Raw genomic sequence first — 21100 nt, 5'->3', positions numbered from 1 at the left:
ATTAGGCCTCCTCGTCCCATTCCGGGGTCATGTCCCGGGCTACTTGAATTTGGTCGTTTGAGACTCCGGCGGGCACCATCGGCCAGACCATGGAGTCAGCAGAGACCACGAAGTCGATGACCACGGGCCGGTCGTTGATCTCCATGGCTTTTTCGATCGCCGGTGCGATGTCTTCTTCTTTTTCCACGCGGATACCCACGGCACCGTAGGCTTCGGCGAGTTTGACGAAGTCTGGGACGCGGATCGAGTCTGCACCGGTGTTCAGATCGGTGTTGGAGTAGCGCGAATCGTAGAACAGGGTCTGCCACTGGCGCACCATGCCCAACGAGGAGTTGTTAATCAACGCAACTTTGATCGGGATGTTGTTGATCGTACAAGTGGCCAACTCTTGGTTGGTCATCTGGAAACACCCGTCCCCGTCGATGGCCCACACCGCGCGGTGTGGTTCGGCAACTTGTGCGCCCATGGCCGCTGGGACAGCAAAGCCCATGGTGCCCAGCCCGGCGGAGTTCATCCACTGGTTTGGACGCTGGTATCCCACAAATTGTGCGCCCCACATCTGGTGTTGGCCAACCCCGGCGACATAGATCGCTTCTGGGCCGGCGATTTCCGAGAGGACTTCCATGACTTTTTGTGGCGCCATCAGCCCGTCATCGGTCTGGGTGTATCCCAGCGGGTAGGTCTCGCGGGTGCGGTTGACGATCCGCCACCATTCCGACAGATCCGGTGTGCCGTTAGCTGCGAAGCTGGCTCGGACCTGTTCGGTGAGGTCGGGCAGGATCGTTTTGATATCCCCGACGATTGGGACATCTGCGGTGCGGTTCTTGGAGATCTCGGCCGGGTCGATATCTGCGTGGATAACTTTTGCCAACGGGGCAAAGGAAGCCAATTGACCGGTTACACGGTCATCGAACCGAGCGCCCAACGTAATGAGCAGATCTGACATCTGCAGCGCCGAGACTGCAGCAACCGTGCCGTGCATGCCGGGCATGCCGAGGTTCTGCGGGTCATCATCCGGGAAGACACCACGCGCGTTGAGTGTGGTGACAACTGGCGCCCCGGTGAGTTTTGCAAGCTCAGCGAGTTCTTCGGCTGCTTGGGCGCGCATGGTTCCACCGCCCACATACAGCACAGGCTTTTTGGCTTCCTGGATCAGCCGGGCGGCTTCACGCAGTTGACGGGAATGCCCACGGGTCACCGGACGGTACCCAGGCAGGTCCATGACCGGTGGCCAGGAGAATTCCATCTCGTCTTGCTGGGCATCTTTGGTGATGTCGACCAGTACTGGTCCTGGGCGGCCCGTGTTGGCAATGTAGAACGCTTCTGCCAGAGCCTGCGGAATGTCTTCGGCGCGCTGGACCAAGAACGAGTGTTTGGTGATGGGCATGGTGATACCCACGATGTCTGCTTCTTGGAATGCATCAGACCCGATGAGCTGTGAGCCGACCTGGCCGGTGATAAACACCACGGCTTCGGAGTCCATATGCGCATCGGCGATGGCGGTGACCAGGTTGGTCGCGCCGGGCCCGGAGGTTGCGATGGCGACACCGGTCTTACCGGTGGCCAGGTAGTAGCCCTGGGCTGCGTGACCGGCACCCTGTTCGTGACGAACCAGGATGTGACGAATACGGGAGGTATCCATCAGTGGGTCATAGGTGGGCAGAATGGCTCCGCCGGGTAAACCGAAGACATCGGTGACATCGAGTTCTTCAAGTGAACGGACAATGGCCTGGGCCCCCGTCATCTTGATCGGTTCGACGACGTTATTTGGCCCTGGGACCGCGTGCGTCTCTGAGTCGTGCGTGGTTTTTTCCCGCTGCGGCGGGTGAGCTGGCATCACCGAGGGGGTGATATGTGATCCGGAACTCATGGAGTGTGCCTCGATCAGTCGTAAGTTGTGTGCAGTTATTGCTGTCGACGTCGTTCACGTCGTAGGGCGCCTCGCGGTTTTGCGATACCCATAAAAAAACCCCGGCTGCGGCGGGTTTGCCTGCTCGGGGTTCAGCACGTGGAGGGCGATGTGCCAACTGAGTAATTCAGTCCACGTGCTGCTAAATAACGACTACTAGGGTCTTCGACATGCCCTAATAATGGCCGCTACGTCCGATTTTGTCAAATCAGACTTCCCCGAGCAGGGGTGACTCCGCTTAGAGTTCTACTTCTACGTTACAGTGTGCGCCTTCGGCGGCGGACTGCACGAGCTGAGCGTATTTGCCGAGCACACCGGTGGTGAATTTCGGTGGGATCGGTTGCCAGTTTTCTTTGCGCTTGGCCAGCTCATCTTCGGTGACGTCCAAGTCAATGGAACGGTTGGCGATATCGACGCGGATGATGTCGCCGTCTTCCACGAGACCAATGGGGCCGCCAACGGCAGCTTCTGGTGCGATGTGTCCGATGCATAGCCCGGTGGTACCGCCGGAGAAACGACCGTCGGTGATCAGCAGGACGTCAGAACCTAGGCCGGCACCTTTGATCGCACCGGTGATGGCCAGCATTTCTCGCATGCCAGGCCCACCCTTTGGTCCTTCGTAACGGATGACCACGACGTCGCCTTTTTTCAGCTCGTCGGCTGCGAGCGCGTCCATGGCCTGCTGTTCGCGTTCAAATACGCGTGCGGTGCCTTCAAAGACCTCGGCGTCAAAGCCTGCGGATTTCACCACGGCACCTTCTGGGGCCATCGAGCCGTGCAGCACGGTCAGACCACCGGTGGCGTGGATGGGGTTGTCCATGGTGCGGAGCACGGACCCGTCGAGTTTCTTTGGCTTGAGCTCTTCGAGGTTTTCGGCAACAGTCTTGCCGGTCACGGTCAGTGCATCGCCGTGCAGCAGACCTTCATCGAGTAAGGCTTGCATGACCACTGGGACCCCACCGATGCGATCGAGGTCGGTCATGACGTAGTCACCAAATGGCTTCATGTCGGCGATATGTGGAATCTTGTCGCCGATGCGGTTGAAGTCGTGCAGGTTCAGCTCTACCCCGGCTTCGTGAGCGATAGCCAGCAGGTGCAGCACGGTGTTCGATGAACCACCGAAGGCCATCATGACCGCGATGGCGTTTTCGAACGCGTCTTTGGTCAGGATGTCGCGAGCGGTGATACCTTGAGCCAACATGTTGACCACGGCTTCACCGGCTCTGCGCGCGTCGTAGTCACGGCGACGGTCTGCCGAGGGTGGCGCGGCCGCACCAGGCATGGACATACCCAGCGCTTCGGCAACCGAGGCCATGGAGTTAGCGGTGTACATGCCACCACAGGCACCTTCGCCCGGGCAAATGGCTCGTTCGATGGTGTCGAGGTCTTCCAGCGACATGGTGCCGCGAGCGCAGGCACCGACAGCTTCGAATGCGTCAATGAGGGTGACCTGACGTTCTACCCCATCAGAGAGCGTGGCATATCCGGGCATGATCGAACCGGCATAAACAAATACTGAAGCCAGGTCTAGGCGGGCTGCTGCCATAAGCATCCCTGGCAGGGATTTGTCACAGCCGGCCAATAGGACCGAACCGTCAAGACGTTCGGCCATCATCACGGTTTCTACCGAGTCCGCAATGACCTCACGCGAAACGAGTGAGAAGTGCATACCGTCGTGACCCATCGAGATTCCGTCGGATACCGAAATGGTGCCGAACTCTAGTGGGTATCCCCCGCCGGCGTGAACCCCGGTCTTAGCGGCTTCGGCCAGGCGGTCGAGCGAGAGGTTACACGGCGTGATCTCATTCCAGGAGGAGGCGATGCCAATCTGTGGCTTATCCCAATCGTCATCACCCATGCCCACTGCCCGGAGCATTCCGCGGGCCGGAGCACGTTCATATCCATCGGTTACATCGCGCGAGCGCGGCTTCATATCAATTTCGGGGTTCTTAGACGTCATGGATCAAATCCTACTGATGTGGTGTCCTACAAAACTTCACGTGACCGATCGTGTCTGAAGCAACATCGTTCGGCGAGTTCGCCTGATCTTGTGCGCCATATGGGATGCTGGGCGAGGTGAAGCTGACTTTGAATTTTACCTGCCCAGAAATCTTTGATAAAGTTTTGCTTCGTTGCCCAGACGCAATGGGCGCCTCTAGCTCAATGGTAGAGCACCTGACTCTTAATCAGTAGGTTCCGGGTTCGAGTCCCGGGGGGCGCACAGCACACCCCGACCTTTATATAGGTCGGGGTTTTTTGCTGCCATTTTCTGCCTCCTCGCCTGAACTGCACCACAGCATTCGTGAAATGCCATTGGAAGCCAGTGAGCACAGTTCACCCTCAAAGATTCGCAGGCCGCCACGCATCCTAAACTCACTTGGACCTTACCTGCGCTTCCGACGGTTGTTCATTTTTGGCTCCTATCGAAGAGCGCCGTGCACCACTAGAGATACTACCGAAGTAGCGCTACGTTTTAAGTATCGGAAACGGCGCTTCCCGCGCCAACACAATGAACTCAACGTAGAGATGAGGTATTGACCATGAGCACGAATTCGACCGACACACTCGATAGGCCACGCAGCACAACTGAACGCCCGACGTACACAATTAACCAAACGCGCCCGCGCCCCCATCCGAATGAGATCCCTAGACTCTCTCCACTTCGCGGGGGCAGAAAACCTTGGACCGCATGGCAGGACTGGACCACCATCGGTCTTGGCATCTTCCTGGCATCAACCCCGCTTTGGACGCCCGCACCTGCAGGCTGGTTTGTCACGTTGGGGATAATGGCCATCGCTGCTGGCCTGTGGGCTGCTGCTAGCGGTTCATCAAGCGCGGCTGAGTGGACCGTCATGGTTGTGGGTATCGTGCTATTCCTGTCCCCCGTATATGGTGGATTTATTGGGCCCTCTATCGCTGCAGGCACGGCATCATCTCTAGCGGCAGGCACGGCATGGTTTACCGGCGCCGCCATCATCGTGTTAGCAATCCTGGCAATGGTCCAAAACCGCAAGGATCTGGCAAATAGTCGCGTCCGCGCCGAAGCCCTGCGTTACTAACACCTAGCCCTTCACGAGCGGCGCTCCAACTTGGCAGTGCCGCTTTTTGTGATTAAAGCCCCTCCCGGAAACCGTTAGGCGATCCCGCCTTCGCAGCGACAATCGAGCCGTTGCAATAACAAGAACTTCAACGCAGGGATTGAACTACGCATTAAGTAGCGCTCTTGGAGGCACATCAAGAGCATCCGACGTTAGGAGGAAGAAGTACCAAACATGACTACCAATTCCGACGAAACGATGAAAAACACGTCCCACGAAACGAAGACCGTCCGCAACGTGGAGCCTTGGACTCCATGGCAGGACTGGGTGAACGTCGTACTTGGTGCCTACCTAGCTCTCTCCTCACTGTGGACCGCCGGCGCCCCGACAGGATGGTTCGTCACGATGGGTATCCTAGCGGCCGCGGCAGGTGTCTGGGCAGCTGGTACGGCATCATCTACCCCAGCTGAATCCGTACAGATTGTTCTCGGCGCAGCCCTGGTTTTATCGCCGTGGGTTGCTGGCTTTGTCGCCGCGGCAGCAGCTGCCTGGACCGCCTGGATCGTTGGCGCGGGCTTGATTATTTTCGCCGCCGTCGCCTTGAGCATGAATCGCGACACGTACCCCCGCACTCGAAACACCACGAGGAGGAACGCTTATGCGTAAGCACTAGACCTAACTGAATATCTCCCTCCCTAGAAAGCGGCACCCCAACTGGGGTGCCGCTTTACTGTTCCGAAGGGGCGTGAGCGCAGGCGCCAGACGGCGACAGCTGCGCGCCCACCCTGCCCCTACCACACCCCATCTGAAGTCAACGCACCACAGCTCGTCACCTTTATCCGGCCTGACTAGTCCATATACATTAAACGCTACTTAAAGGGTTGCGCTACCAATTAAGTAGCGCTACACTAGAAGTAGTGCTTCTGGTTGAGAGACCAAGAGCTAGCTATTCAAACGTGATACGAGAAAGAGGTAACGATTTTGAGTACACATAAAAATGATGTTCGAGTAACTCGCACAGATTCTTCCGAGCCGACGACTTCAGCAGTAGATGCTCCAACGACCGTGAGCACCGTTCGTCCATGGACCCCATGGCAAGACTGGGTCAACGTCGTACTAGGTGCGTATCTAGCATTTGCTCCGCTGTGGACAGTCGGAGCTCCGGCCGGATGGTTTGTCACCTTAGGTATTCTGGCCATTGGTGTCGGACTCTGGGCCGCAGGGACCGCCTCATCCAAGCCCGCTGAATGGGTACAAATTATTCTGGGTGCTGTGGTCTTCCTGTCACCATGGCTCGGTGGATTCGCCGCAGCCGCCGCAGCAGCATGGACGGCATGGATCATTGGTATCGCCCTGATCGTCTTCGCGGCCGTGGCGATGAGTCAGAACAACACCGACGTCGGTGTCGCCAAGACGAATGCAAGTGTCTAGGCGTACATCACGCAGGAGCGTAGCTCCTGGACTAAAACGGTACCCCGAGCGGGGTACCGTTTTTCATTCCCACAAAGATGTCTGCGAGATACCATGAGAAGAGATCTAGAGAAAGATTAATGTGAGCCAAACAGACTTGATAGCACCTACTGAGACACGCAACGAACGACGCCGTCGACTGACAGACGAAAAAATCGCGGCCACGGTACTCGATATCGCCCTGAACAAGGGTCCCCACAACGTGACTTTTAGTGCCGTCTCTGCCGAGTCCGGCGTTGCTAAGACGACGCTTTATCGTCGGTATCAGACCCGTGAAGAACTCTTTGACGCGGTCGCGCGCCACTTTTCTTCGACGCCCAATGACTCGGATGAAGCCCCGACCACCCCGGAGGGATTAGCAGCCACGCTACGCCGAGGCGTCAGCACCCTGGAAGAGCACATGGGATTAGAAACCATCGGCACGCTGCTAGCCAGCCGCGATGAGTTCATGCAGCGCGTGCGGCATCAACTGTTCACCCCCCAAGTCGCCGAGGCCGTGAACTATTTCGAGCGCGGGGTTGAAGCCGGCGTGTTACGCGAAGATATTGACTACGCCTTGGTCGTCGATTTGATCTACGGTGGAATGATCATGCGTAGTGCGAGGGAGGGTGAGCTCAACCACGACTGGGCTGACGCCGTGGTGACACTTATCTGGCCGCTGATCAGCAAAAACTAGCGACCATGGCCCCCTACCAGTGGGGTGATATGCCCGAGGGAACGCACAGGGTCGCCTAACCTTCCTAGTGAAACGAGCCCGCGCGCACTACTGTTTGACTGGTGAGCACTACAGACCGAATCTACTCCACGCTGATGAATCGCAACCCTGAACGGGAAGCGGCCATGCCAGCCGAAGCGCGCAAACACCTGCCCGCCAACGGCCTACGTATCATCTCAGCGAATGCGCTGCAGTCCTCCGGCGATCAAATGGTTAATGCGGCCACCGTGTTGCCCTGGTTATTTGCCACCCTGGGCGTGCCAGCAGCATTAACCGGCTTACTCGTTCCCATTCGCGAATCCGGTTCGATGCTGCCACAGGCTTTTCTCACGCCGCTTGTACTGCGAGCGCGATACCGCAAATGGGTATATATCACCGGTGCTGTGATCCAAGCGGTCTCGGTGGGTTCCATGGCGCTGATCGCAGCGCTTGCCGAAGGTCTGGCCGCCGGGGTGGGCATCTTGATTGCGTTGACGATCTTTTCGCTGGGTCGTTGCCTGACCTCGATTGCTTCAAAAGATGTGCAAGGCCGTACCGTGCCTAAGGGCGAACGCGGTCAAATTAACGGGCTCGCCACCACAGCGGCTGGCATCGTGGCCATCACATTGGGTCTGGGAATCCGGTTTTTCGGTGGAGCAGAACTGTCCAGTTCTCAACTGGCCTGGTTACTAGCAGCCGGCGCGGCCCTGTGGGTCGGAGTCGCGCTAGTGTATGCCAGTATTCGGGAACCACGGCCGGAGCCGACTGATTCGCCCAAGGACCCACCAGAGCAGGAACGCGATAACACGCTCAGCGATATGTTTCTTCTGTTGCGCGAAGATCGGCCCTTTCGCCACTTCGTGATCGCTCGGAGTCTGTTGTTGGTCTCATCGCTGAGCCCACCCTTTGTGGTCACCCTCTCGATCCAATATGGTGCCGATAGTCTCGCCGGGCTTGGTGGGTTCATCATTGCTTCCGGTCTGGCTGCGCTGATTGGTGGCAGGATCTTTGGTCCGATGGCAGATCGATCCAGCAAACGTCTCATGACCCTCGGGGCTGGTGTGGCTTCCAGTGTGGTGATCCTCGTTGTGGCGGTGGCGGCTATCCCGGATTTTCTGCAAGACGGTGTGGTGGCTAACCTCGTGTTCATTATCGTGTATCTGGCGTTGACGCTGATGCATACCGGAGTTCGGGTCGGCCGCAAGACCTATCTTGTTGACATGGCAGAAGGCGATCAACGTACCACCTATGTCGCAGTCTCCAACACGGTCCTAGGCATCGTACTGCTTGTCGTGGGCGGCATCAGCTCACTGCTAGCGATGCTGCATATTTTTGCCGCCCTGCTGTTCTTGGCGGGGACCGGACTGATTGGCGTGGTGGTTAGCAGCCGATTACCTGAGGTATCCGCTAGTTCTTCGCCGCGGTAATTGCGCCACACAGCAAACGGGGCCGAAACGACATATCGTTTCGGCCCCGTTTGCTGTGGAAAAGCTCTACTCGGCTTCCTGCTTTGTCTCATGGACGGTGCCATGCTCATGGTGGGCGGGCCCGTAAATGGCATAAACCTTCATGGGTTCGTCACCAATATTGGTGACGTTGTGCCACTTGCCTGCCGGAACGAAAATGACCCAGTCGTCTTCGACTTCCTTGTCGTAATCCAACCGGTCTTCTGCCGGTCCCATCTGCACCCGGCCTTTGCCCTGTTCCAGCCGTAGGAACTGATCATGGTCAGGATGGACTTCCAAACCGATGTCATCACCCACTGGAATCGACATTACCGTCAACTGGATGTTGGTGCCCGTCCACAGGGTCGAACGGTACTTGTCGTTGGCTAGCGTAGCTTCTTCAATGTTGACCACATAAGGGTCTGGTCCATGATCTGTCATGTCAAGGTTCCTTTCCGTTGGGTCCTCGGAACGTGCCCATTAAAAGCGGGCGCTATCTCCAGCGTAGGGACAGGCCCCCGACGATGTCTATGACACAACAGCGACCGGATAAAGGCCGTGACCTGCAGAGATATCGGTCACAAATAGCCAAAACTTTTATCGCCGAACATCAGCCGTTCCGCGATTGTTCAACTCGCACTGCTCGGATGATCTGTTGGCGCGCCGCATCGCGCCGTTCTCACCAGGAGCACTACGAGAGGATGACTACGTGTCTAACACCAGCAACGGTGGCAGGTTGTCGATCGCAGCAGCCGTATCCGCCGTCATGTTGGCCGGCGTGATCACGCCCGCCAATGCGCAGCCACTGTCAGAGGTCGAACCGACCCAGAACATCCAAAGTCCCGCACCGGCCGAAACGGCCACGCCCCAGGCTGAAGAACCGACTGACCACGACATCAGCTCAGCACCCGACGAAGCGGACGAGAGGTCAGCAACCGATACACCCGAGCCCACGCCGACGAGCGAATCCAACGCGCCAGAGGCCACTGAGCCCGCGACCACCGCAGAAGAAGCTCCCGAGATTAATCCCGCTGAGACGCAGTCGCCATCAGCGGAGTCACAGCCCGAAAATGTCATACTCCATGAAGTCTTCTCAGGCGATGGGTTACCAGACGGCTGGGATAGTCTCGTCGGTGAATGGCGTGTCGAAGATGGTCGGCTACTTGGCACCTCCCAAGGTGGCCAACAGGCACGCATTGTCTTCGGTGAGCATCATGATCACTACCGCTTCGAGGCCACCTTACGGTTCGATGACGCCGTCAATACGGCACGCTGGATGGCACTGGGACTCGATATGCCCCCGGATCTGTCGGAGAACTGGCAACAGGCTGCCCTGCGCGTTGCTTCCACAGCAAATAATGGCGTCGAATTTGCCCAGCGCGTCAACGGCACCTGGAACGTTACCGACGCAGTGCCTGGGCCCCGCGATGCCGGTATCGGTCAAGATGTGACGATCGCAGTAGAAGTCAGCGGCAATCGGGGCGCCTGGTACTTTGACGACGAGTTAGTCATGGAAACCACCCAGCTGCGACGTACCTCAGATGGCGTACTGGGCTTGGTGGTCAACAATGCCACCATCGCTGTAGATAACGTGACCGTCACGGAAATTGAGCCGTTCCCAGTCGTAAACCTGCGTGCCCCAGGCGAGACCGCAGCAATCATCGCTCACCGCGGGGACTCAAAGGTCGCGCCCGAAAACACCATGGCTGCTGTGACCTCCGCAGTCGAAGGTGGCGCCGATTTCTTCGAAATCGATATCAATTACACCGCAGACGATGAAGTCGTCGCCATTCACGACAGCACCGTGGATCGCACCACTGACGGAACCGGTGCGGTTCGGGAGATGACCTACGACGAGATCAGTGAACTCGACGCTGGCTCCTGGCTGGACCCGAGCTACTCCCACGCTGACGTCCCCAAGCTTGAAGAAGTCTTTGACTACATGGCCGATACCGGCGCCCATGTCTTACTGGAATATAAGGACGATTGGACCCCGGAGCAGGTTGATCTCACCGCCGAGCTTGTCGAGGAATACGACGTCGCCGACCAGATCATCGCGCAAAGTTTCGATCTGGGCACCGTCGAAAGTCTCCAGGAAGAGCTGCCTGAAGTTCCACGCATGATTCTTGGTGCTCCTGGCGAGGATTTTGAAGAGGTTGCCGACAACGTTGATGCCATCGGTTGGAACCCCAGTGGAAACTACGTGGCTGACAACCCGGACTGGGTGCAAGAAGCTCATGCAGCCGACCTGGCTACTTTCGTATATACGATCAACGACCCTGAGCATTGGGAACAACTCACCGCACTGGGCGTGGATGGGATCATCACTGATCATCCCGGTCAGCTCAACGGGTGGAACCAGCGCTACGAGGCCGGAGACCCAGACAGTGGCGAAATCGCCGCGATCGTCGGACACCGAGGCAACTCGGCTGTCGCGCCAGAAAACACCATGCCGGCCATCTCTTCATCGGTGCTGACCGGTGCGGAATACTTCGAAATCGACATTGAATACACCGCTGACGACAAAGTGGTCGCGATCCACGACGGTACCGTGGAGCGCACGACTGACGGAACCGGATCCGTCCGGGAGATGACCTACGACCAGCTCAGCCAACTCGATGCCGGATCGTGGTTCGCCCACGGACACGGTTTCACCGGTGTTGGCGTGCCCACCCTGGAAGACGTCGTAGCGTATATGGCGGATACCAGCGCGCACATGCTGCTGGAGTACAAGAGCCATTGGTCGCCCGAAAAGGTCCAGCTCACCCGTGACATCATCGAAGAATACGGTGTGGAAGATCAAATCGTAGCCCAGAGCTTCAACCTGGATACCGTATCCAGCTTGCACCAGGAAATGCCAGAAGTTCCTCGCATGATCCTGGGCGCCCCGCGGGACGATTCGGAGGAGCTCGCGGCAGAACGTGAAGCCATCGGTTGGAACCCAAGCGTGGGGCAAGTCCTCGACAATCCTGGCTGGGTCGACCGGATGCACGAGGCTGGCCTCTACACCTTCGTGTACACCGTCAACAGTGCGAACCAGTGGGAGCAACTAACGGACCTTGGTGTTGATGGCATCATCACTGACTACCCCGATCATTTACAAGGTTGGAATGCTCGTTTTGCCCAAGTTGTTGAACAGCCAAAGCCGACCTTCCCGTTGCAACCTGCAGAGCCGGAACCTTCTGAAACTCCATCCCAGGATCCAACAGAAACACCGTCGGTCGAGCCGACCACACCAACTGAAGAACCGACCGAAAGCCCTTCGCAGGAGCCTACAGACCAGCCGGGCACAACTTCTGAACCGACGGAAACTCCAACCGAAACTCCAACGCAGCCGAACGACGCCACTACCCCACCGGCCGATCAAGACACCGCGGATGAAGGCGAAGTCGTTGGCACGCTCGAGGTCGAGCCAGCGCAGGTGCTGCCGGGCGGTGAAGTCACCATCACAGCCGACGGTTTCGAAGCCGGCGAGGAGGTCGAGATTACCCTCAATCCCACGCTGGCTACTGTCGATGCTGACGGTGACGGAACCTTCTCCGCTACGGTAACCATCCCAGACGATATCGAACCTGGCGAGTACACTCTCGGTGTGACCGGGCTGACCAGCGGCAACTGGGGCGAGGTTTCGCTCACCGTGCTGACACCAGCTGCCGACAGTGAGATGACAGTGCCGCCAGCACCCGATGCGACATCCACCACGGGTGACGTTCGAAGCGAACTAGCCACCACCGGAGCCAGCGCATCCGGGCTCATCGGCGTGGCGGCAGCGCTGATGGTGCTAGTCGGTACGATGTTGGTCATTTTGCACCGCCGTCGGACATCAACGCTCGGCAACGAATCAACCACCACCATATAACGCACTAACCGATACAGCGTCGCAGACCAACTAGGCCTGCGACGCTGTGGTTTAACTCAAATAGTGAAGAGGAAGATCGAGGACCGTTACTCATCAAATGCCGTCGTCGGAGCATCCTGACCGATTGATGCGATCAGATCTTCGGCGAGTTTTCGCAGTTTGATATTCCGGTTTGATGACACGCGGGTCAACAGCTCGAACGCTTCTTCTTGGCTGCATCGATTTTGGGCCATGATGATCCCAACAGCCATGTCAATCGCAGTGCGAGATTCCATGGCTTTGCGGCGATCTTCTGCCGCTTCACTATGTTTGGCAATCCGCAAGGCTACTCGCATGGCTTTCGAGACCAAGTCGGCAAACCGCTGGGCCAGTTCAATCTCTCTGTCATTGAACGCGTCGGTAACGGTGGAATAGAAATTCATAGCGGCTTTTGCTGTGCTGTCTAACTCGAGTGGCACGGCTAGGACACTGCGCAGGCCTTGTTCACGAAGAACCGTCATGTACTCGGGCCACCGGGTCTCGTAGTCGATGTCGCCAACCCGCATGACGCTGTGGGTTCGTTGAGCTTCTAAACAGGGGCCGTTATCGAAGCCAGCCTGAATTTCATCGAGTTTCTTAGCTTCTTCGCTGCTGCTGCCAGCTACACTGCCGCGCTTCTCTCGGCCCAAGATAACCCCGCATAACACGGGAAACTCAATTGACATTTCCTGGGCTGCTACCGCGGCGAGGTCGTCGAGAAAATCGACGATCTCCTGATCCGTTGCTAAGAGTTCATGCAGCTGTTCCGCTGCAGATATACGTGTCGAAGTGGTATCCATGACGGGGCTCCTTCCGGAGACAACAATAACCCGTCACCAAGCCGGTTAACAGATCTGTCTCCAGGCTACGCGACAATCGAAATCGCCGCCGCGTCGCCTCGGACCAACGTCCCCGCGAGCCCAGAATCAGGCTTCTTCCGTTAATAAATTTCGTGTGTCCGTGGTTTTCATGTAGAGTATGCCTAGTTCAGCAGTGGGCTTTCTCGACGCTATTTCCGGATGGAATCGTGGAGTCCATTCATGCACCCCTCGTGCAGCACTTCCACCCTTCTGGTGATAGCTTCAATTTTTGCGCTGACGGTTCGTCGGCGATGGAGCTTGTACGAGAGGGTACCCGATGACTAAAGCTATGGACGCTACCGCCTATCAAGACCTGGAGATCTCTTCTGATCAGCCTCCAAAACAGCTGACGCTTGAGGTGGGGCCGATGGCACCCGGCGGTCATTGCATTGCACGTCATGAAGGGTATGTAATTTTCGTTCGGCATGCCGTACCGGGCGAGACGGTGGTAGTTCAACTTATCCAACCGGGTCCTGCTGGTCGATACTGGTGGGCCGACACCATCAAGGTGCTGACCCCCTCTGAGTTCCGTCGCACTCACCAGTGGAAACTGGCCGACGCGCTGCGCGCTCATGCGGCCGGGCGCCGTCCCATCGGTGAAGCCTCACTGGGCCACGTGGTGCTGGAGCATCAGCGACGTTTGAAAGCCCTGGCGTTTCGCTCCGCTATGACCAGGATCGGCGAGCAAAGCTTTGATGACGCTGAGATCAGTGTGACAGGAATCGAAGCTGATGAACCCGCTGGACTGCAATGGCGCACCCGCAATGGTTTTCTGGTCTCCGACGGGCGATTAGCAGTGCCGGTAAACAACAGCACGACCCCCGTAGCCATCCGCAATATTCCGCTGGCGGTCCCCCAGCTCGATAAGTTACAGCTGTGGGGGCTTGATTTTTCCGGCGCGGCCCGGGTCGAAGTTGCCACCCCCGTCAACGGTCGTCAAGCGCTGATCAGCATTTATCCTGCACCGCCAATCGCTGAGTCTGACGAAATCTTTCAGGCCCACGTGGGGTCTTGGCGCCAGCAGGTGGCCACGTTGCCACAACACGTCTCAGCAATGGTGGTAACACCAAGCAGACTCGACCAACGCCCAGAAATCAACGTGTTGCAAGGCCAAAACGTGCTGGAAGAACACGTCGCTTGTCCACAGTGGGGTACCAGAACCTTCCAGGTATCCGGTGCCGGGTACTGGCATGCTCACCGGGATGGTCCCGCTACCCTCGTCGACGCGGTCATGCGGGCGGCCGATGTCCAACCGGGTCAAGTCATAGCCGACCTGTACGCCGGGGCGGGTCTATACTCCCGGTATCTTGCAGAAGCAACCGGCCCAACCGGTGCGGTTTTAAGCGTGGATGCCTCCCCTGTTGCCAGTGACACAGCACGCCACAACCTGCAGGATCTCCCCCAGGTGACCGTGCTCAATGACAAAGTCAATCGCATCCTGACAAGCTGGCTGCTCATTCCTGAGGCGGACGTGACCGAAGGCGGGCTCAATAATCGACCGGTCGACACCATCGTGGTGCATCCATCGCGGGTGGGAATCGGCAAGACTGTACTCAAAGCGATAGACCAGCTGCGGCCCGACAAGATCATCTATGTTTCGGGGAACCCTGTGGCTCTGGCCAGAGATACCCGGGTCCTGAGCTCGTGCGGTTGGAGCCTTGCATCTACCGAAGCATTTGACCTGGCACCGGAGACTCAGCGACTGGATTCGGTCAGCGTTTTTCGTCGACCATCGTAGGGTTTTCAAACGCTCGCATTGCCCATATATTCCCCCTAGGAGTGCCCCTAGATTTCGATTATTCTGTAATCAACTCCAGGGGGTGGGTACCGTGGCCCAAACAGAAGATTCCGCCGTCGTGGGTTTCACTGAAGCAGAGCTCCAAGAACCCAAGGTCCGACCTCGCTGGAACAAGATTGGCCCGGGTATCGTTGCGGCAGCCACCGGTGTCGGCGCAGCTGATCTCGTCGCCACGCTCACTGCCGGTTCGCGCTACGGCTACATGTTGGTGTGGGCCGTCATCGTGGGCGTGTTGATGAAAATCCTGCTCGTCGAAGGTGTGGGCCGCTACTACTTATCCACCGGCAAGACGATCTTTCAGGGTTGGCGCACGCTCGGCTCCTGGACAAGCTGGTACTTCGGTCCCTACATCGTCATTTGGGGCATCGTCTACGGTGCCACAGCGATGAGTTCGACAGCGCTGCCGTTGGCGGCGCTGTTCCCCTCGATTGATTTGAAAGTCTTCGCGATCGCTGCCGGGTTGCTGGGTCTCGTGCTGGTGTGGCTGGACCGGTACCAGCTCATCGAAAAGCTGATGATGGTTTTGATCGGCACCATGTTTGTGACAGTGGTGCTCTCGGCAGCATTGGCCCTGCCGAACCTGACCGACATCCTGGCCGGACTGATACCTCAACTTCCGACTGAAGAAGACGGGATGTTCTACGTCCTGGCACTGGCCGGGGGTGTGGGAGGCACGATCACGTTAGCCGCCTACGGATACTGGCTGCGTGAGAAAGGGTGGAATAAACCCAAGTGGCTGCGCGTGATGCGCTACGACAACGCCACCGCTTATATCCTCACCGGTGTCTTTGTCTTCGCCACGCTGATTATGGGCGCTGAGCTCCTCTACGCGGCCGGGATCGCTATCTCAGCAGGTGATGAAGGACTGCTCGACGTCTCAACGGTACTAGCTGACCGGTATGGCCAAACCTGGTCAGTCGTGTTCCTCATCGGATTCTTTGCCGCGTCATTTTCTTCTCTGTTGGGCGTCTGGCACGGTGTGTCGTTGATGTTTGCGGACTTTTGGGCCAATTTCCGACGCCCCGCAGACGAACTGGATCAGGATAAAGCTCCAACCCTAAAATCAAAACCGGCCAGGTTCTATCTCCTCATGGTCACGTTCCCGACCATGGCGCTGTTATTCTTCGACCAACCGATCTTTTTGATTCTGCTCTATGGCACCCTCGGCGCGTTGTTCATGCCGTTTCTGGCCATCACATTGTTGTTTTTGAACAACCAGAAGCGCTATGTGCCACCCCAGTACCGCAATCGATGGTTCCAAAACGTTTTCCTGAGCATCACAGCAGGCGTCTTCATCGCCGTGGGGGTATACGAACTTTACGAAGCGCTCGCACCACTCTGGAGTTGAGGTCTGCGGCCCGGGATCATGCCGTCATGCTGCTCAGAGTGTTAAACAACCATCCAGCAGCGCTTGCCCATAAGGCAGCACTACCAGCATGCTACTGACCGATACGATGATCGTGGTGAATATCATGGCTGCCATCGGCCCGATGCCGCGGGATGCATCGGGCGGGGCAACTAAATGTCGAATTCGGTCAGTCCCTGCCGCATGCAACACCACTGCGCCACCGGCATGCTGGGCCACGGTGGGCCCACCTTTCTCACCGATTTTTAGCAGTGCGCTTGCCATCACTGCGGTACCGTTCTCGTCCCTGGCCGCGTTGTCCGCAGCCATTTCTAGATAATGTGGGACCGCAGCACGAATCGCTGCTACCAACGGAACCCAGCGCAATGGCGCAAGCACGCCCTGTACTAGTCCGATGATGAGATGATGTCGTTGCCGCACATGTGCCGCCTCATGAGCAACCACCGCACCCAGCTCCTCGGTATTGAGTAAGCGCAGCAGCGCCGTAGACACCACAATCCCCCACCGCCGGTTCGATAGCGCAAACGCGGTGGGATCATCGTGCGGAATAACCGTCACCGAGTGTCCGGCTAAGCGGGTTCGATATGCGCCCAAACGCAAAGCACTTTCCAGTTCAGCCCGTTGTTGGTGCCCCTGATACTTATAACGCAACCCACCCAGAACCATAACGATCAATAGCACTACCGGTAGTGCGATCAATATGACTGCCGGGATAGCTGCATTGATTGCCATGTCAGCTGGCAACGGATTCGCTGCAGCTAGGCAACGCTGACAGACCTCACCGGTATTGCCTGGAAGGAAACCAGTGCGGGCAGCTAATGCCCAGGCAAGCATCGGGCCGAAAGCAGCGAAACCCGCCAGCCATACCGCCAGGACGCCAACCAGGGTGGCCACAGCCAGCCGGGGTGTGTGCATCAACGCCGGAGCAGCACGTCGCACTAACTTACCAGCGGCCAGTCCAGTGCTCACCACGGTAACGATGAGAATGACGGCAGTAATCAATGCTGTCATGATTTATTCAAGTACTCGCGGAGCATGTCCAGGCCATCTTCGGGCATGTCTTGCACAAAGTGCAGTATCGAAGCGGCCTTGTCGTGGCTGTTATCCAGCGCTTGATGCATGAGACGCCCAACATATTCTTCCCGGGTCAGTTGGGGCACGTAGAACACGAGGCGACCTTGACGCTGCGGTTCGACCATCTGTTTGGTCTTGAGGTTTTGCATGACCGTAGCGATCGTGGTGTAGGCCGGGTTGTGCGGCAGCGCCTCCATGAGATCGCGGACACTGCGCGGACTCGAATCCCACAACAGGTCCATGACTTGCTGTTCGAGCTCACCGAGCTGAGGGGCCGAACGGGACGGCTTCGATGTCATATCTGACTGTTCTCCATAACGTTTTTAACCTGTTAGGCAATGGCTGCGGGGACGGGCACCTTGCAGACTACCTGCCCCTTGAGCCGCCACATTAATGCTCCGAAGGTCAGCAGCAGCGCGGCAAGAGCCAAGAAGGGTTGGATCGGAGCGAAATAGGTGATCGCCCCGGAATACCCAAACGCTATCAGTGCCAATTTATTACATACTGGACACCCGACAGCAAACCAGGACAAGATACCGCCGACCACGCCCATTCTGCTATGGCGATCTTTTCCGCCTGGATGCCGATCTTGTGCGTTATATGACGCTTCCGTATCTTGTGCCTCAGGTTGCGATTGGACAGGCCTGATGTATGTGGCCACGAGCATGCCCGTGGCCAGAGCAGTCAGGAGCCACACCGGATAGTTCCACCAAACCGGTTCAATGTCTCGTGCAAACCAAGGGTTGGGGATGAGAACCGTGGCAACACCGATCAGCAGACCCACCAGCATTGCCACGATGAAAGCAACCTGAAATTGGCGACTGGTCCACTGCTTTAAACCGCGCACCGCGAATCGAAAAGTCTCTAGCATGCCCTCAACTATGCCTCATAGTGATGACGGTGTATAGTTGCCAAGCGCAACAATTACTATCCCCCATAGTAATTGAAGCCTTCCCCGGGCCCGTATTTGAAAGAGGAAGTTTTTGGCACAGCATAATTCGCCTTCCAAACCCGCGTGGTTGTTACCCGTCATTGTCGGCGTGCTAGCGCTGATCGTGATAGCGCTTGGGTATTTCGTGGTCGCTCAACCGACGGTTAGCCAGGAGAGCACCGCACCCGCTAGCACTAACGATGACGGTGGCGGCGTGGTTGATGTCGTGCCACAGGATGAAGACGATCAAATCGATTTGAGCCACATCGAACAACGCGAACCCGAAGATCCGCTGGCGATTGGGCCCGTTGATGCACCCGTGACCCTTGTGGTCTTCTCAGATTATCAGTGTCCATTTTGCGCTTCATGGAGCGATGAATCCCTGCCGGTCATGATGGAGTACGTCAATGATGAGCAACTCCGGATCGAGTGGCGAGACGTTAACGTCTACGGGGCCGACTCGGAGCGGGCCGCCAAAGCCGCTTACGCCGCTGCACTGCAGGGCCAATTCTGGGTCTACCATGAGGAACTGTATGCGAACGGCGAGATACGCCAACCGGATGAGCTCACTGAAGCCGCACTGACCGACTTAGCCGATGAGTTAGAACTTGATACCGAACAGTTCGCAGCGGACATGCACTCCAACGCAGTAGCAGAACAGATCGACGTCAACGAACAGCTCGGCCTCGATATTGGCGCGTACTCAACTCCCGCTTTTGTCGTGGCAGGAAAACCCATGGTGGGAGCCCAACCGACCGACGTCTTCGTTGAGGCAGTAGATGACGCTCTCGCAGACGCACAATAAAAGGGTGGTATTGAACATCAGCTTGATCATCACACCAACCGCACAGGTGTCAACCGATGCAACAGCGTAGAAATACAGCTTATTCACCTGGTTGGCTCGCCGGTCTAGCACTGGCGGGCCTGTTGACCCTCAGCGCGTGTGGGAATACCGATGAGCAGACCCTGCCCCAGTATGATCCAGCACCGTCGGTTCTTGAAACACCGGCGCCAGAGGTTGACCGGCAAACATTTCGCCTGCCCTTACAATTCACCGACCCACCAGTCGTTGATCCGGGATGGCAAACTCCCCCGCAATATGGTGATGGCGTCTTTCTCTCTGCTGAACATGCTGAGGACGTATTAACATTCCGGGCGGTGGATAGCTCTGGAACCTTGCTGTGGGAAGCTGATCGTCCACTGAGCTGTACCGGATTCACAATCACTTCACATGATGACCTTCACTATGCGGTACTCACCGATATTGACGCAGAAGTGCAGAGCCTTGGCAATACGGTTGCCAGCGCGTATGACCTACACACCGGAGAGCTGGCCTGGGGCCCGATCGATGTTCCCGGTCCGCATAATGGACCCGGTACAGTATTTGCGGCACCAACGGAACAGGCGATGGGGGCCTCAGATGCAAAAGTTGTCCTTGATCCCGCTTCAGGTGACATCATCGTTAACGAACGCGAACACAAAGTCAAAGTCCTGGGCGAATTCCATGGCACGGTCCTGACCGTTGATGCGCAAGCAATTCAGGCACATCGTGCCGCAGACCTGGCAACCGGTGGTCTAGAGGCCGAGCCCCTGTGGACTGTGCCCCTGGAAGACCATGGCTGGACTGCTGAGAACCTCACCGCGCGGAGTCCCGTTGGGCTACCAGATCCCAGTGAAGCCGCGACTTCCCCCGCAGTACTTCTGGGGACCGATGATACAGACCGAGCACTCGTCGATCTCACCAGCGCAGAAGTGCTCGCTGAAGGGCTATCGGATGCCGGCCAAGATCCCACGAGTCAAAGCTGGGTCATGCTCGGGGAAACCCTCACCGGATATGGCCCAACCGGCCAAATCCTCTATGACGAACCCAACGATGGGCTGGAGGTTCGGGGCATAGGTGCCGCAATGGCCTATCTGGAAAACTCAGACGGTGACCTGGAGGCTCGCAATGTGGTCACCGGCCAAATTGGTCGCGCATATGATCCGGACGACACCGGGACCCTGGCCGTCCCCACTGGGATTACCGCCACCGGCGCCGGGATCCTTGAAGCAGAAGGCAGGTACTACTTGGCGACCGTACCAACGGTTGAACAACCTGAACCCGAAGAGCCCTGACGTGGCGGGACGTTCCACACCGAGCGCTGGTAACCATTCCCGGGCACGCACAAACTCACTACACTGTGGCGCGAGAACTCATTGACTGTGAGGAGACACCATGTCCAGATCATTAGCCACCTACATAGCACTCCCCGGCACTACCGCAGAAGCGATGGAACACTGGCACGAGGTCTTCGGCGGACAACTTGAGATCTTGCGCTATGGGGATACCCCCATGGAGGACATGCCCTTTGAACCCGACCCGGAAGCGGTCGCACACGCCACGCTGATTCTACCCGTGGGTATCATTGCCGGCGGGGACGCCATGGATGACGAACGCGACTATCCGGTCCAAGGCACCGCGTATTCACTGCTCTACACGACCAGCACCCCCGATGAGGCCCGCGGCTATATTGAGCAACTCGTCGACGGTGGCGGTTCAGTGGGTATGCCCTTTGAACAGGCACCTTGGGGTGGCTGGTACGGCCAGGTTTTTGACCGTTTCGGCGTGATGTGGGCGTTCTCCTGCGACGATGAATAA

General features: G+C 57.5%; 18 protein-coding genes and 1 tRNA gene. 12 read left to right on the top strand and 7 right to left on the bottom strand.

The window, feature by feature from the left end; genetic code table 11:
• Nucleotide 1: 1 nt before the first annotated feature.
• Entirely contained in the window at nucleotides 2-1837 is a 1836-nt protein-coding gene (locus tag J2S62_RS05535; protein ID WP_407650006.1) for an acetolactate synthase large subunit, read from the bottom strand.
• A gap of 310 nt (nucleotides 1838-2147) precedes the next feature.
• A complete protein-coding gene (ilvD, locus tag J2S62_RS05530; protein ID WP_310172349.1) occupies nucleotides 2148-3869 on the bottom strand; it encodes a dihydroxy-acid dehydratase in 1722 nt (573 codons plus the stop codon).
• 189 nt (nucleotides 3870-4058) lie between these two features.
• On the opposite strand from ilvD, the gene J2S62_RS05525 reads away from it, so the two are divergent.
• The 6 genes from J2S62_RS05525 (at nucleotide 4059) to J2S62_RS05500 (ending at nucleotide 8538) form a co-directional block, all read left to right on the top strand.
• Nucleotides 4059-4130 (top strand) — tRNA-Lys (locus J2S62_RS05525).
• Between the two features lie 319 nt (nucleotides 4131-4449).
• Complete coding sequence (locus tag J2S62_RS05520) at nucleotides 4450-4968, top strand: hypothetical protein (protein WP_310172347.1); 519 nt, start codon at nucleotides 4450-4452, stop codon at nucleotides 4966-4968.
• A 213-nt stretch (nucleotides 4969-5181) separates the two neighbouring features.
• Entirely contained in the window at nucleotides 5182-5613 is a 432-nt protein-coding gene (locus tag J2S62_RS05515) for an SPW repeat domain-containing protein (RefSeq protein ID WP_310172346.1), read from the top strand.
• A gap of 315 nt (nucleotides 5614-5928) precedes the next feature.
• A complete protein-coding gene (locus J2S62_RS05510) occupies nucleotides 5929-6378 on the top strand; it encodes an SPW repeat protein (RefSeq protein WP_310172343.1) in 450 nt (149 codons plus the stop codon).
• A gap of 121 nt (nucleotides 6379-6499) precedes the next feature.
• A complete protein-coding gene (locus J2S62_RS05505) occupies nucleotides 6500-7093 on the top strand; it encodes a TetR/AcrR family transcriptional regulator (RefSeq protein WP_310172340.1) in 594 nt (197 codons plus the stop codon).
• A 101-nt stretch (nucleotides 7094-7194) separates the two neighbouring features.
• Nucleotides 7195-8538 carry an MFS transporter gene (locus tag J2S62_RS05500; protein ID WP_310172338.1) on the top strand — a complete coding sequence of 448 codons (1344 nt, stop codon included), beginning with the start codon at nucleotides 7195-7197 and terminating at the stop codon, nucleotides 8536-8538.
• 66 nt (nucleotides 8539-8604) lie between these two features.
• Here J2S62_RS05500 and J2S62_RS05495 read toward each other — a convergent pair whose 3' ends face one another.
• Entirely contained in the window at nucleotides 8605-8997 is a 393-nt protein-coding gene (locus tag J2S62_RS05495; protein WP_310172335.1) for a cupin domain-containing protein, read from the bottom strand.
• A 268-nt stretch (nucleotides 8998-9265) separates the two neighbouring features.
• On the opposite strand from J2S62_RS05495, the gene J2S62_RS05490 reads away from it, so the two are divergent.
• Nucleotides 9266-12415: a glycerophosphodiester phosphodiesterase gene (locus J2S62_RS05490; RefSeq protein WP_310172333.1), complete on the top strand. Its 3150-nt coding sequence runs from the start codon at nucleotides 9266-9268 to the stop codon at nucleotides 12413-12415.
• Between the two features lie 86 nt (nucleotides 12416-12501).
• On the opposite strand, the gene J2S62_RS05485 is transcribed toward J2S62_RS05490, so the two are convergent.
• Entirely contained in the window at nucleotides 12502-13233 is a 732-nt protein-coding gene (locus J2S62_RS05485; RefSeq protein WP_310172331.1) for a GAF and ANTAR domain-containing protein, read from the bottom strand.
• 337 nt (nucleotides 13234-13570) lie between these two features.
• Between J2S62_RS05485 and J2S62_RS05480 the strand changes: the two genes are divergently transcribed.
• Together J2S62_RS05480 and J2S62_RS05475 are read left to right on the top strand one after the other, a co-directional pair.
• Complete coding sequence (locus J2S62_RS05480) at nucleotides 13571-15031, top strand: class I SAM-dependent RNA methyltransferase (RefSeq protein WP_310172329.1); 1461 nt, start codon at nucleotides 13571-13573, stop codon at nucleotides 15029-15031.
• Between the two features lie 91 nt (nucleotides 15032-15122).
• A complete protein-coding gene (locus tag J2S62_RS05475; protein ID WP_407649907.1) occupies nucleotides 15123-16439 on the top strand; it encodes an Nramp family divalent metal transporter in 1317 nt (438 codons plus the stop codon).
• Between the two features lie 33 nt (nucleotides 16440-16472).
• On the opposite strand, the gene J2S62_RS05470 is transcribed toward J2S62_RS05475, so the two are convergent.
• Genes J2S62_RS05470 through J2S62_RS05460 form a run of 3 tightly spaced genes read right to left on the bottom strand, consistent with a single transcriptional unit; the run spans nucleotide 16473 to nucleotide 18402 of the window.
• The gene (locus tag J2S62_RS05470; RefSeq protein ID WP_310172327.1) at nucleotides 16473-17468 is read right to left on the bottom strand and encodes a M56 family metallopeptidase; all 996 of its coding nucleotides are present in this window, start codon (nucleotides 17466-17468) and stop codon (nucleotides 16473-16475) included.
• Nucleotides 17465-17830, bottom strand: a complete 366-nt coding sequence (locus tag J2S62_RS05465) for a BlaI/MecI/CopY family transcriptional regulator (protein WP_310172325.1) — start codon at nucleotides 17828-17830, stop codon at nucleotides 17465-17467. Before J2S62_RS05465 ends, J2S62_RS05470 begins: the two co-directional genes overlap by 4 nt.
• Before the next feature lie 32 nt (nucleotides 17831-17862).
• Nucleotides 17863-18402 (bottom strand): hypothetical protein, encoded by a 540-nt coding sequence (locus J2S62_RS05460; RefSeq protein ID WP_310172323.1) that lies wholly within the window; start codon nucleotides 18400-18402, stop codon nucleotides 17863-17865.
• A gap of 112 nt (nucleotides 18403-18514) precedes the next feature.
• Between J2S62_RS05460 and J2S62_RS05455 the strand changes: the two genes are divergently transcribed.
• The 3 genes from J2S62_RS05455 (at nucleotide 18515) to J2S62_RS05445 (ending at nucleotide 21100) form a co-directional block, all read left to right on the top strand.
• On the top strand, nucleotides 18515-19267 hold the full coding sequence (locus J2S62_RS05455; protein WP_310172320.1) for a DsbA family protein: 753 nt from the start codon (nucleotides 18515-18517) through the stop codon (nucleotides 19265-19267).
• Between the two features lie 56 nt (nucleotides 19268-19323).
• Nucleotides 19324-20577: a hypothetical protein gene (locus J2S62_RS05450; RefSeq protein WP_310172318.1), complete on the top strand. Its 1254-nt coding sequence runs from the start codon at nucleotides 19324-19326 to the stop codon at nucleotides 20575-20577.
• A gap of 100 nt (nucleotides 20578-20677) precedes the next feature.
• Nucleotides 20678-21100 carry a VOC family protein gene (locus J2S62_RS05445; RefSeq protein WP_310172316.1) on the top strand — a complete coding sequence of 141 codons (423 nt, stop codon included), beginning with the start codon at nucleotides 20678-20680 and terminating at the stop codon, nucleotides 21098-21100.

The sequence above is a fragment of the Enteractinococcus fodinae genome (genome assembly GCF_031458395.1).
Classification (GTDB): Bacteria; Actinomycetota; Actinomycetes; order Actinomycetales; family Micrococcaceae; genus Yaniella; species Yaniella fodinae.
The sequence above is the reverse complement of the archived record's forward strand: the minus strand, read 5'-3'. Positions and strand labels throughout refer to the sequence as shown.